A 12,987-nucleotide genomic window follows, 5' to 3' on the forward strand; every position below is an offset into this window, starting at 1 on the left:
GTTATAGGGCTATCATCCCAAGGCGATGATCTGTATTGCAGATACAATGACTCTTAATTTTTTAAATACAGATGAGTCTATTTGACTGAAAATTTCTTGAAAAAAGGTCTATCTGTGTCTTTTTAAGCGACAGATGAGTCGCTACAGTCAGGCGTATGACTCTTTATCTGAACCTCGCCGAACTGATCAGCAGCCGCATAGAGCAAGGCTTGTACGGCCCTGGCGAACGGCTGCCCTCCGTACGCACGCTCAGCAACGAGCACGGCGTGAGCCTGACCACCGTGCAGCAGGCCTACCGCGTACTGGAGTATTCCGGCCTGGCGATACCGCGCCCCAAATCAGGCTATTTCGTCCCGACTGATCGGCGGGTGGCACCTTTGCCGCAGATGGGCCGGCCTGTTCTTCGGCCAGTGGACATTTCCCAGTGGGACATGGTCCAGGAGCTGATGCGCTTCGACCAAAGCACCGATATCGTTCAGTTGGGCTGCGGCATGCCGGACATCAGCGTACCGACCCTCAAGCCACTGTTGACCGCCATGTCGAGAATCAGCCGAAGCGCTGAAAGCACCGGCCTGCAGTACAACCATCTTCAGGGTGTACTGGCGTTGCGAGAGCAAATAGCCCGGCTGTCGATCGACTCGGGCTGCCGCCTGAGCGCGGCAGACATCATCGTCACCAGCGGCTGTCAGGAAGCACTGGCCATCGCGATACGGGCGATTTGCGCGCCCGGTGACATTGTGGCCGTGGCCTCGCCGAGCTACTACGGGATGATGCAGATCCTCAAGGCAGTCGGGCTCAAGGCACTCGAAATCCCTACAGACCCGGTGACAGGTATCAACCTGGAAGCGCTGGAAATGGCCATGGAGCAGTGGCCGATCAAGGCCATCCAGCTCACCGCCAATTGTAACAACCCGTTGGGCTACATCATGCCCGACGACCGCAAGCTCAAACTGATCCGCATGGCCCAACGCTTCGACGTGCCGATTATCGAAGACGACATCTACGGTGACCTTTCGCACCGCTACCCACGGCCCCGCTCGCTCAAGTCCTTTGATGAGGACAATCGCGTGGTGCTGTGCAGTTCGTTTTCCAAGACCGTGGCACCTGGCTTGCGGGTTGGCTGGATCGTGCCGGGGCGGTACCTGCCGCAGGTGCTGCACATGAAGTTCATCGGCTCGGGCTCGACGGCTACTCAGCCACAGCTGGCGGTGGCCGAATTCATTGCAAAGGGCAATTACCTGCTGCACCTGCGCCGTATGCGCAAGCAGTACAAACGCAACGGCGAACTGATGATTGAGTGGGTCAACCGCTACTTTCCGGCAGGTACACGGGTCAGCCAGCCTCAGGGTGGCTTCACCCTGTGGGTCGAGCTGCCCGAGGAGTTCGACACCTACGCCCTTAACCGCCTGCTGGAAGCGCAGGACGTGCAAGTGGCAAATGGCAATATCTTCTCGGCAGCAGGGAAATACCGTAACTGTCTCCGGCTGAATTTTGCCAACCCGCCCACTTCAAAAGTTGAAAAGGCCGTACTCAAGGTCGGGCAGACCATCAGTCAGTTGATACACCTGGAGTCGAGTGACAGTAGTGCTTGATCAATAACACCGGCCCGACTTCAATCAGAAAGCAAACTATCAACCAGCTCCTCTGCCCCGCGGGAGATGCCTGCCTGCGCCGCTGACAGGCGCCCGAACGTGGCGCTTATGTCATAGACTTTCGGATACTGACGACTCACGTAAGACTCCAGGAGTGGCGAGGTGGACGCATCATAGATCCCGACCGCAAAACTGACGGCCCCGGTAAATGTCCCTTCACGGTCCCTTGTGGCCTAAACGAGGTTATAGGCCCCCATGCCGATATCGAATCTGGAGAACGTAGACAAGCCCGCCACTGTGGTCTCCGCCCCGGTCAGCGTGAGACGAATCCTTAACGTCCCTTGTCCGGGAGTTGCCGTGAATCGGAAATGCTGCCCCAGCGCTTCCGAGAATTTGACCGTCATGTCGTTGGCCAGAACCGTCTTGTCCTTGCGCTCCAGCCCTGAAAACTGCGCGTCCGCCCCTGAGTAAATCACCACCGGCTCAAGCATGATCTGGTCGTATTTGTGCCAGTTGACCGACGTCGAATATTTAAAAGGCGTACGGCCTGTGTTGTCCTGTTTGTTGGGTCGCATTTCAAGCGAAGAGTCGATGCCCGAATACGGGGACGGTTCATGACTGGCACACCCCGTGACAAGAAACCCCGACAGCAACAGCCAAGCCAGCTTCATAGGGTCGCGCATGCATAACTCTCCAGAACAATCGGGTCATTTAAATTCAGACGTTCGCCGGCAGTGCTCAACGCAGAGCATTAACCGACGTGGCTGCACGTTGACGTTGTTCAGCTGAGGATGTGCGGACACCAAGAGGGCTGACCTCACCAAAGCTGTACCAAGGCGTACACTTTTAGACGCTCGACGAGAGTTCGTCAATCTAAAATGTACACTCCGGTATGCTTTTGAGAAATATTTAAGGCGGTCTGCTTGATGCGTATCAGTCGAGTGACCGATCAAGCGCGTTCAAGCACCCTGTCGGGCACGTGGATTGACGTGGGGAAATTGAGGGTGGCTTTAAATCGAAGCGTTTTCGCCGAAACGAAAAAAGGACCCGAAGGTCCTTTTTTCATCGTTACAGCATTCATTCGAATGCCTGTAACGCTATATCTGGAGCGGGAAACGAGACTCGAACTCGCGACCCCGACCTTGGCAAGGTCGTGCTCTACCAACTGAGCTATTCCCGCATTGTCTCGGTGACAGGCCGCTATTCTAGCGATTCGAATAACGACGTCAAGCCTTTGATTCAAAAACTTATTTTTTTTCAGCGGTGGTCTTGAGATGCGGCCAGGCGGCTCTGAGGTATTGCACCATCGACCACAGGGTCAGCCCCGCCGCAACGAGCAGCAATGCGTAGCCGAAAATCACCCAGAAGGTGATGGCAGGCGGGTTGCCCAGCAGGATCACCAGCGCCAGCATCTGTGCAGCGGTTTTCCATTTACCCATGTTGGAGACGGCCACCTGGGCACGCGCGCCGATCTCTGCCATCCACTCGCGGAGTGCAGAGATCACGATTTCGCGACCAATGATGACCGCCGCAGGCAGTGTCAGCCAGAGGTTGGCATGCGCCTGAACCAGCAGCACCAAAGCCACCGCCACCATCAGTTTGTCTGCGACCGGATCGAGAAAGGCGCCAAACGGCGTGCTTTGCTCAAGACGACGTGCCAGATACCCGTCGAGCCAGTCGGTCGCCGCAGCGAACGCAAAGACTGCACTGGCCGCCATGTAGCTCCAGTGATAAGGCATGTAGAACAACAAAATGAAGATCGGAATCAGTAAAACGCGTAATACGGTGATCAGATTAGGGATATTCATCGGCACAACTGGCTACGAGGTGAGCGGGCATTCTACTCGCTGTGCAGGTTTGCATAAATCGACTCTGCCAGCTTTTTGCTGATTCCGGGTGCTTTTGCGATTTCATCGATGCTCGCACGGGACAATTCCTGTAATCCACCGAAGTGTTTAAGCAGATCCCGACGCCGGGTCGGCCCTACTCCGGCAACCCCTTCAAGGGTCGAGGTGCGCCGGGTCTTGCCGCGTCGCGCCCGGTGACCGGTGATGGCGAAGCGGTGAGCCTCGTCGCGAATCTGCTGAATGAGGTGCAACGCGGGCGAATCACCGGGCAGCGTGAACTCATGAGCGGCGTCATTCAGGTAAAGCGTTTCAAAACCGGCCTTGCGCGTCGTGCCCTTGGCCACGCCCAGCAAGATCAGCTCCGGGACCTGCAGCTCGTTGAGCACGTCGCGGGCCATGGACATCTGCCCCTTGCCACCGTCCACCAGCAGCACGTCGGGCAACTTGCCCTCCCCGGCCTTGATGCGGCTGTAGCGTCGGGTCAGCGCCTGATGCATGGCCGCATAGTCATCGCCCGCCGTCACGCCTTCAATATTGAAACGTCGGTAATCGGACTTGATAGGGCCTTCAGGGCCGAACACCACGCATGACGCTACGGTCGCTTCGCCGCTGGAATGACTGATGTCATAGCATTCAAGGCGCATTGGCGGGTCGTCGAGACCCAGCACCACAGCCAGCGCCTCAAACCGCGAAGCTACGTGCTGACGATTGGCCAGACGCGCTGCCAGGGCCTGCTCGGCATTGGTGACTGCCATTTGCTGCCAGCGAGCCCGGGTTCCGCGCACGCGATGGCTGATGATCATTTCAACGCCGCGCAGCTCTTCGATGGCGTCAATCAGTGCCGGGAAGTCTTCATTGACGACGTTGACAATGACTTCGCCAGGCAGCTCCCGATCAATGCCGCCGAGAAAATACTGCGCCAGGAAGGCCGACATCACTTCGCCGACCTCCTCTTCTATGCCCACCTGCGGAAAGAAGTTCTTGCTGCCCAGCACCCGGCCACCGCGCACACTGATCAGATGCACGCAGGCACCGCCCGGATTGACGAACGCAGCGACCACATCCACATCACCGGTGCCGCCATCCATGCTTTGCTGATCCTGAACGCGGCGCAACAACGCCACCTGATCACGCAACTCGGCCGCACGCTCGAAATCGAGCGCCATCGCGGCTTTTTCCATCGCAGCGTTCAACTCGTCGCTCAACGCATTGCTGCGCCCTTCGAGAAACATGACCGAGTGGCGCACGTCTTCGGCGTAGACCTCTGGCTCGACCAGCCCGACACAAGGGCCTTTGCAGCGTTTGATCTGGTATTGCAGGCACGGCCGGGTACGGTTCTTGAAGTAGCTGTCTTCGCACTGCCGAACCTGAAAAGTCTTCTGCAGCAGGCTGAGGCTTTCGCGAATCGCGCCCGCACTCGGGTAAGGCCCGAAATATCGGCCCTTGGCCTTCTTGGCGCCACGATGAATGCTCAGCCGTGGAAACGCGTTATCGGACAGAAACACATAGGGGTAAGACTTATCATCGCGCAGCAGAATGTTGTAAGGGGGCCGCCACTCCTTGATGAGGGTCTGCTCCAGCAACAACGCTTCGGTTTCGTTACCCGTAATCGTCGTTTCAATCTGGGCGATGCGCGCCACCAGTGCGCCGGTCTTCGGCGCGTGGCCAGTCTTGCGAAAGTAACTGGCGAGACGCTTCTTGAGGTTCTTGGCCTTGCCGACGTACAGCAGAGTGGCTTCGGCGTCGAACATGCGATAGACACCGGGGCGACCGCTACAGGTCGCGAGAAATGCACTTGGATCGAATGTCTGGGTCATGTTCAGGCGCTGGCATCTACCATGCCGTGGCGTACAGCGAGTAAAGCCAGCTCAACATCACTGCTGATCGAAAGCTTTTCAAAGATACGATATCGGTAGGTGTTCACGGTTTTCGGCGACAGGCACAGTTTGTCCGAGATGGTCTGCACCTTCTGGCAGCCGACGATCATCAGGGCAATCTGGATCTCGCGCTCGGAGAGCAGATCGAATGGCGAATTGTTGACCTGCGGCTGAAACGATTTCAACGCCAGTTGCTGGGCGATCTGCGGGCTGATGTAACGCTGACCGGCAAACACCAGACGAATGGCCTGCACCATTTCCGCCAGCCCTGCACCTTTGGTCATGTAGCCGGCAGCACCGGCCTGCAGCAAGCGGGTCGGAAACGGGTCTTCTTCACAGACGGTGACGGCAACCACCTTGATGTCAGGATGGCTGCGCAGCATTTTGCGCGTGGCTTCGAGGCCGCCGATGCCTGGCATCTTGACGTCCATCAGTACCACATCGGGCTTCAGTTCCCGCGCCTTTTTCAGCGACTCCTCACCGGAGTCCGCCTGCCCGACAACCTGCAGACCGTCTATGTCGGCCAGCATGCGAGTGATGCCTGTCCGGACAAGATCATGGTCATCGACAACTAGCACCCTAATCAAGCAGACACCTCGCGCAACGGTCATAACGAATGCCAATCACCATAACAAAAACGGCGAGTCAGACCTAGCACTGAGAAGTATCACTCGCAATAATTAGTCATGTTTGCGTTTGAATGAGCCCGCATAGAGTTCTGCTTGCCTGAAAAAGCGTTGGGTAAATGCCGTGTTACAGGTAACGTAGAGCACGTCCTCACACCGCGCTTCCGGATGCGGAAAGCTCGGCGATGGTGATCGTCAAACGCCTTATTGCGTCCTGATCCTTCTTGTCCAGTATGCGGTAGCTGCCCAGCACTTTTTCTTCGGCATCGCTTAGATCATTGACCGGGGTCGGGGTGGGCGTTCCAGTCAGCACATACAGTACATCCACGCCTCTGGCCGCTACTGCGGCCAGGTAATCGGCCTTCGGGGTTCGTTCACCGCTTTCATACTTGCCTTGAGCGTTTGCTTCAACACCGCCGATCTCCCCGAAAACACGCTGGGACAGCCCCAGACGTTCTCTTTCTTTTCTTAGCCGGTATCCAATTCCACTCATTTGAATGCATAACCCTGTTGACCCCATCCTTACGAATGGTAGAATCGATCTAAATTTAAACGGTTTTGAACGGTTTTGAACTATGCCCGGAATACGCACCGCTGCACAAGCCAAGGCCTGGCTAGAACAACAAGGTAAATCTGTTCAGCAATTTGCTCGTGAAAACAGCATTGACCCGGCGACGACTTATCAGGTACTTGCAGGTCGCAAAAAAGGACGGCGTGGCGAGGCGCACAAGGTGGCAGTATTGCTGGGGATGAAGATCGGCACGATTCCCGCGCAAGAACCCGGACCGAACGAAAACCAGCAATAAACGCTAGGCTGCCTCGTTAAACCGTTGCTCCGACGTAGTATTTCCCCTGCCACTCGCAGCGCACATCCGGCATTCGTCGATAATCAGACCGATTGAATTTTCCAATTGAATGCCCGGCCTTTCTTGAAGTAAGCTCCGGTTCATTCAATGGAGACCCACCATGTCACGATCCGCCCTTCCACTGCCTCAGACCTGCACCAGCGTCAATCGCTGTGCATGTGCTGTGACTGTGCATGCGGCAGCGTCTGGCGCCGGTCTTCAGTTCAACACTTATTATGGGTATTGGTTTAGCCACTGGCGCGCCTGATACCTGTCCGGCGCCCACTTCAAGGGGACGCCAACCAGAGAATTCTCTACCCCCGGTCGGCTTCCCGATCGGGGGTTTCGTTTTTTAGAGCCCTGAAAAAATCTCACTGCATCAATTCGAGGATGACCACATGAACTACGCCACTTATTACCGCAACGAATTCGACTCCGCCTGGCGATTTAGCCAGCCCCGTTCGGAACAGCCTGCCGCCTCCGACCGGTCACTGCCAGGTGGCAACCGTAAACACATGGCCAATACGGCCCATTGTCGAACACCCCAGTAGGGTTCGAGCGGGAGTTCCCCGCCGCCCCAGGAAGCCAGAACATGAATTCGTCCGTTGCCGTAAAACCGTCCGATCTGTCCAGCAATGCCGTTTCGCTGCTGAACGCCAGCCCTGCCTCCAAACGCCTGCCAAGCACACTTGAGCTCAAGCACCGCTTGCCACTGAATGCCGCGCTGACCGAACAGGTCGCTGCCCATCGCCGTGCGGTAAGTGCCATTCTCGAAGGTGAAGACTCCCGTCTGTTGCTCATCGTCGGCCCCTGCTCGATCCACGACCCGCAGGCGGCGCTCGAATACGCCGAGCACCTCGCCGCGCTGGCCGCGGAAGTCAGCGACCAGATGCTACTGATTATGCGCGCCTACGTCGAGAAACCCCGCACCACCGTAGGCTGGAAAGGCCTCGCCTACGATCCGCATCTTGACGGCAGTGACGATATGGCCGCCGGCCTGGCGTTATCGCGACAACTCATGCTCGACATGCTCAAGCTGGGCTTGCCGATAGCCACCGAAATACTGCAACCGATGGCTGCCGGCTATTTCGACGACTTGCTGAGCTGGGTGGCGATTGGCGCGCGCACCACCGAGTCGCAGATCCATCGGGAAATGGCCAGCGGCCTGCCCATGGCGGTCGGTTTCAAGAACGGCACCGACGGTGGCGTAGCGGTGGCTTGCGATGCCATGCGCTCGGCGGCCCACCCGCATCGCCACTTCGGCATGGACCGACAGGGTCATCCGGCAATTATCGAAACCCGGGGCAACCCGAACACGCACATCGTGCTGCGCGGTGGGCATGGCGGCCCCAATTATGCCCGGCACCAGGTTGCCCAGGTGCAGGCCAGTCTGGCGAAGAGCCGCATCGCCTCTCGAATCATGGTCGATTGCAGCCACGCCAACAGTGGCAAAGACCCACTGCGCCAGCCGCAGGTGTTCAACGATGTGCTGGAACAACGGCTGCTGGGTGACACGTCATTGATCGGCATGATGGTCGAGAGCCATTTGTTCGACGGCTGCCAGCCGCTTGGCGGAACGCTGAAGTATGGCGTTTCAGTCACCGACGGTTGCTTGGGCTGGGCAGGCACCGAGCAATTGTTGCGCGGAGCAGTTGACCGGCTGCGCTACAGATGATGCCAGTGATGGAACTTTGTCGGGAAATGCCGCACTGAATCCGGTAGGCTGATTCTTTTTTTTAACAGGAGATTGTTTCCCATGGCTAAAGCCACTGCCCGCCACATCCTCGTTTCCAGCGAAGACAAGTGCAACGAACTGAAAACCCAGATTGAAGGCGGCGCTGATTTCGCAGAAATCGCAAAGGCCAATTCCAGCTGCCCATCCAGCCGTCAGGGCGGTGATCTGGGTTCGTTCGGTCCAGGCCAGATGGTCAAGGAATTCGACACTGTCGTATTCAGCGCGCCAGTGAACGTCGTTCAGGGTCCGGTAAAGACCCAATTCGGCTATCACCTGCTGGAAGTGACCAGCCGCCAGGATTGATCCTGTCACGCTGAGCACCAGACGGCCCATCTTCGGATGGGCCGTTTTCGTTTGTGCCCCGTTTTTTCGTTCGTCGCGAGGTTCAACGCAATGAACAGCGGCGGCTTGGCGAAGCGTTGATTTGCCTGTAGAAGATAGCGCCATGTATCAATAGTTTGCCCTTAACCCTGACATCAGCTCGCGAATGTCAGTCAGGATTCGAGTCATGCGTTTTGCCTGTTTATCGTTGATCGCTTTAACGCTGACGTTGGTCGGCACCTTCCAGGATGTGTCCGCAGAGCCACACCACGCCCTGACTGTCTACGGAGAAGCGCCACGTTACCCGGCCGACTTCAAACACTTCGATTACGTAAACCCCGACGCCCCCAAAGGCGGCAGCATGCGCCGCTCGGCCATCGAGATCGGCCAGTTCGATCACCTGATGCCGTTTACCGACAAGGGCATGGGCGTGTCGCAAATCACCGGCATGCTCTATTCACCCCTGGCCACACGTTCGCTGGATGAGCCCTACACGGTTTACGGGCTGGTCGCGGAGAAAATGGAACGTGGCGCGGATGGGCTGTCCCTGCGGTTCTATCTGAACCCGAAGGCGCGTTTCGCTGACGGCACCCCCATCACGGCCGACGATGTGAAATACACTTACGAACTGCTGATGACCCAAGGCAGCATGCAGTACCGCACGCAGTTCGAAGCTGTCAAAGGCCTGCAGGTCGAATCGGCAACGCAGATCCGCTTTGACTTTAAGAACAACGACAGCCGCACCCTGCCCCTCGACCTCGCCTCACTGCCGGTGTTTCCGGAGCATTGGTGGAAAACCCGTGACTTCGCCAGTGGCGCTGGCTTTGAGGTCCCACCTGGCAGCGGTCCTTACCGCATCAGCCATGTCGACCCAGGCCGCAGCATTACCTTCAAGCGCGACGCCGACTGGTGGGGCAAGGATCTGCCAGTCAACAGGGGCTTTTATAATTTCGATACCTTCACCGTCGAGTATTTTGGCGACATCGACGTGGCGCGCACGGTCCTCAAAGGCGGAGCCTACGATTACAACCGCGAATTTTCGGCGACCGGTTACTCCATCCGTTATGACGGCCCAACCCTCAGCGACGGGCGCTTGCAAAAAGGCCAACTGGCCACAGGCGCAGTACAAAGCTCACAAGGTTTCGTCTTCAATCTGAGCAAGCCGATGTTTCAGGACCGCCGCGTGCGCAAGGCACTGGCCATGCTCTGGGACTTCGAGTGGACCAACCGGCAGATGATGCGCAACATGTACATCCGCCAGAGCAGCTATTTTTCCAACTCTGAACTGGCCGCCACTCAACTGCCCACGGCTGCCGAGCTGAACATTCTTGAGCCTCTGCGCGGCACGGTTCCCGACGAGGTGTTTCATAGCGTGTTCACAGCACCGCAAACGGATGGCACGGGGGTCATTCGTGACAAACAGCTGCAGGCGCTGGCGCTGATGAAAGAAGCCGGCTGGACCCCGAAAGGCGATGATCTGGTCAATGCTCAGGGCGAGCCGTTCAGCTTCACCTTCCTCAACAGCCAGACCGGCTTCGAGCGCATGCTGCTGCCCTATAAACGCACCCTGGCGCAGATCGGTATCCATTTCGACATTCGCCGGATCGACGCAGCGCAGTATCTGAACCGGGTCATGGCGCGCGATTACGACATGATTGTCACCGGCTACGCAGTCTCGACCTCGCCAGGGGCCGAGCTGTACAACAACTTTGGCTCGAAGGTGGCCATGGACCCCGGCTCAAGCAATTACATGGCCCTTCAGGACCCCGCAGTGGACACCCTCATTGCCGGGCTCATCAAGGCCGACAGCAAGCAGACGATGACCGACTACGCACACTGTCTGGACCGGGTGCTGCAATGGAATGACTATTGGATTCCCAACTATTACCCGCCAGGCTCATCCACGGTGTGGTGGAACCGTTTCGGTATTCCGAAGGTTCAGGCCAGCAACAGCGAAGCCATCGAAACCTGGTGGGAGATCAGCCCGACGCCGCTGACCAACGCGCAATTCGCCGAGAAGCGCGGTGCGTCAGCCCTTCCTTCGGAGATCAACTGAATGCTCGGGTACATTCTGCGGCGCCTGCTGCTGATCATTCCTACCCTGCTGTGTATCCTGCTGGTCAACTTCTTCATCGTACAGGCCGCGCCGGGCGGTCCGGTCGAGCAGGCCATTGCCCGTCTGCAAGGGATCGGCGGCGTCACCGCAGGCGCGGGCGCCAGCGAGTCGGTCGGTGCCGGGCATTCCCGAGCGTCACGCGGCCTGGACCCCAAACTGATCAAGGATATCGAACGACAGTACGGCTTCGACAAGCCGCTGCATGAGCGCATGTGGCTGATGTTGAAGAACTATGCGCGCCTGGACTTCGGCAATAGCTTCTTTCGCGGCGCCAGCGTCACCGACCTGATCCTGCAAAAGATGCCGGTGTCGATTTCATTGGGGCTCTGGGCGACGCTGTTGACGTACCTGGTGTCGATCCCGCTGGGGATTCGCAAGGCGGTCAAACACGGCAGCCAGTTCGATATCTGGAGCAGCACCGCGATTATCATCGGCTACGCCATGCCGGCTTTTCTGTTCGCCATGTTGCTGGTGGTGGTGTTCTGCGGCGGCACCTCGCTCAACTGGTTTCCGGTGCGCGGGCTGGTCTCGGACAACTTCGATCAGCTGTCGACCGTCGGCAAGATCGCCGATTATTTCTGGCATCTGGTGCTGCCCGTGTCCGCACTGGTGATCGGCGGCTTTGCCACGCTGACCCTGCTCACCAAACACTCTTTCCTCAACGAGATCACCCGCCAATACGTGACTACAGCCCGCGCCAAAGGCATGAGCGAGCGGCGTGTGCTGTACGGGCATGTGTTCCGTAACGCCATGCTGCTGGTGGTGTGTGGCATACCTCAGGCGTTCATTGGTGTGTTCTTTGCCGGCTCGTTGCTGATCGAAGTGATTTTCTCGCTGGATGGTCTGGGGCGCATGAGCTATGAAGCGGCTGTTTCACGGGATTATCCTGTGGTGTTCGGTTCGCTATTCATCTTCACGGTCTTCGGCCTGCTGATCAAACTGGTTGGTGACATTTGTTACATGCTGGTTGACCCCAGAATCGACTTCAGCGCGAGGAGTGCCTGATGCGCAGCCTTTCACCGCTGGCGCGTCGCCGCCTCGAGCGCTTTCGCAGCAATGGTCGCGGCTGGTGGTCGCTGTGGCTGTTCTGCGCCCTGTTTGCCCTGAGCCTGGGTGGCGAATTGATCGCCAACGACAAGCCGCTGGTCGTCAGTTACCAGCACTCGCTTTATTTTCCGGTCTTCAAACGCTACACCGAGCAGCAATTTGGCGGGGAATTGCCTTTCCAGCCCGACTACCGCAGTGATTACGTGCGCAAGCTGATTGCCAAAGGCGATGGCTGGATGCTGTTTCCGCCGATTGCGTTCAGCGCCGATACGCCCAATTACGATTTGACCATTCCGGCCCCCAGCCCACCCTCATCCACCAACTGGCTGGGGACTGACGATCAGGCGCGAGACGTAATGGCACGGGTCATTTTCGGCGCACGTGTGTCGATTCTGTTCGCCTTGGCCCTGACCTTCATCAGCGCACTGATCGGCATAACGGCCGGCGCGCTGCAAGGCTATTACGGCGGCTGGATCGACCTGTTCGGCCAGCGCCTGCTCGAAGTCTGGTCGGGTTTGCCGGTGCTCTATCTGCTCATCATCCTGTCAGGTTTTGTCGAGCCCGACTTCTGGTGGCTGCTGGGTATCATGGCGTTGTTTTCCTGGCTCACCCTCGTGGATGTGGTGCGTGCCGAGTTCCTGCGCGGCCGTAACCTGGAATACGTGAAGGCCGCGCGTGCGCTTGGCTTGGGGGATCGCAAAGTGATCATGCGCCACATCCTGCCCAATGCGATGACGGCCACCTTGAGCTACTTGCCCTTCATCCTCACCGGTGCCATCTCGACTCTGACCGCGCTGGACTTTCTCGGCTTCGGCATGCCCGCAGGCAGCGCTTCGCTGGGCGAGCTGATCGCTCAGGGCAAACAGAATCTGCAAGCGCCCTGGCTGGGCCTGACAGCGTTTTTTGCCCTCGCCCTGATTCTTACGCTGCTGGTGTTCATTGGCGAGGCGCTGCGCGATGCCTTCGACCCGAGGTCCTGAC

11 protein-coding genes, 1 tRNA gene and 1 pseudogene are annotated in these 12,987 nt (G+C 57.9%); 7 read left to right on the top strand and 6 right to left on the bottom strand.

The window, feature by feature from the left end:
• Positions 1-155: 155 nt before the first annotated feature.
• The gene (locus I9H07_RS12510; RefSeq protein ID WP_024673452.1) at positions 156-1,592 is read left to right on the top strand and encodes a PLP-dependent aminotransferase family protein; all 1,437 of its coding nucleotides are present in this window, start codon (positions 156-158) and stop codon (positions 1,590-1,592) included.
• A 20-nt stretch (positions 1,593-1,612) separates the two neighbouring features.
• Here the strand turns inward: I9H07_RS12510 and I9H07_RS12515 are convergent.
• The 6 genes and pseudogenes from I9H07_RS12515 to I9H07_RS12540 all read right to left on the bottom strand — a co-directional run bounded on the left by I9H07_RS12515 (position 1,613) and on the right by I9H07_RS12540 (position 6,435).
• Positions 1,613-2,275, bottom strand: a pseudogene (locus I9H07_RS12515) (DUF3313 domain-containing protein).
• Between the two features lie 421 nt (positions 2,276-2,696).
• Positions 2,697-2,772, bottom strand: a tRNA-Gly gene (locus I9H07_RS12520).
• Positions 2,773-2,839: 67 nt separating this feature from the next.
• The gene (pgsA, locus tag I9H07_RS12525; RefSeq protein WP_007249427.1) at positions 2,840-3,400 is read right to left on the bottom strand and encodes a CDP-diacylglycerol--glycerol-3-phosphate 3-phosphatidyltransferase; all 561 of its coding nucleotides are present in this window, start codon (positions 3,398-3,400) and stop codon (positions 2,840-2,842) included.
• A gap of 32 nt (positions 3,401-3,432) precedes the next feature.
• The gene (uvrC, locus tag I9H07_RS12530) at positions 3,433-5,256 is read right to left on the bottom strand and encodes an excinuclease ABC subunit UvrC (RefSeq protein ID WP_024673454.1); all 1,824 of its coding nucleotides are present in this window, start codon (positions 5,254-5,256) and stop codon (positions 3,433-3,435) included.
• A gap of 2 nt (positions 5,257-5,258) precedes the next feature.
• Positions 5,259-5,903, bottom strand: a complete 645-nt coding sequence (gacA, locus tag I9H07_RS12535) for a response regulator transcription factor GacA (protein WP_007249425.1) — start codon at positions 5,901-5,903, stop codon at positions 5,259-5,261.
• A 190-nt stretch (positions 5,904-6,093) separates the two neighbouring features.
• The gene (locus I9H07_RS12540) at positions 6,094-6,435 is read right to left on the bottom strand and encodes a helix-turn-helix domain-containing protein (protein ID WP_024673455.1); all 342 of its coding nucleotides are present in this window, start codon (positions 6,433-6,435) and stop codon (positions 6,094-6,096) included.
• Between the two features lie 82 nt (positions 6,436-6,517).
• Between I9H07_RS12540 and I9H07_RS12545 the strand changes: the two genes are divergently transcribed.
• From I9H07_RS12545 to I9H07_RS12570, 6 genes are all read left to right on the top strand, one after another.
• Positions 6,518-6,748, top strand: coding sequence for a DNA-binding protein (locus tag I9H07_RS12545; protein WP_058392918.1), 231 nt, complete (start codon positions 6,518-6,520; stop codon positions 6,746-6,748).
• Between the two features lie 631 nt (positions 6,749-7,379).
• On the top strand, positions 7,380-8,462 hold the full coding sequence (locus I9H07_RS12550; protein WP_236425040.1) for a 3-deoxy-7-phosphoheptulonate synthase: 1,083 nt from the start codon (positions 7,380-7,382) through the stop codon (positions 8,460-8,462).
• A gap of 81 nt (positions 8,463-8,543) precedes the next feature.
• Complete coding sequence (locus tag I9H07_RS12555) at positions 8,544-8,825, top strand: peptidylprolyl isomerase (protein WP_007249421.1); 282 nt, start codon at positions 8,544-8,546, stop codon at positions 8,823-8,825.
• A 205-nt stretch (positions 8,826-9,030) separates the two neighbouring features.
• A complete protein-coding gene (locus tag I9H07_RS12560) occupies positions 9,031-10,899 on the top strand; it encodes an extracellular solute-binding protein (RefSeq protein ID WP_236425042.1) in 1,869 nt (622 codons plus the stop codon).
• Positions 10,900-11,964: a microcin C ABC transporter permease YejB gene (locus I9H07_RS12565; RefSeq protein ID WP_236425044.1), complete on the top strand. Its 1,065-nt coding sequence runs from the start codon at positions 10,900-10,902 to the stop codon at positions 11,962-11,964.
• On the top strand, positions 11,964-12,986 hold the full coding sequence (locus I9H07_RS12570; protein ID WP_024673460.1) for an ABC transporter permease: 1,023 nt from the start codon (positions 11,964-11,966) through the stop codon (positions 12,984-12,986). The genes I9H07_RS12565 and I9H07_RS12570 overlap by 1 nt, the downstream gene beginning before the upstream one ends.
• Position 12,987: the final 1 nt, after the last annotated feature.

The organism is Pseudomonas syringae (assembly GCF_023278085.1).
Classification (GTDB): Bacteria; Pseudomonadota; Gammaproteobacteria; order Pseudomonadales; family Pseudomonadaceae; genus Aquipseudomonas; species Aquipseudomonas syringae_Q.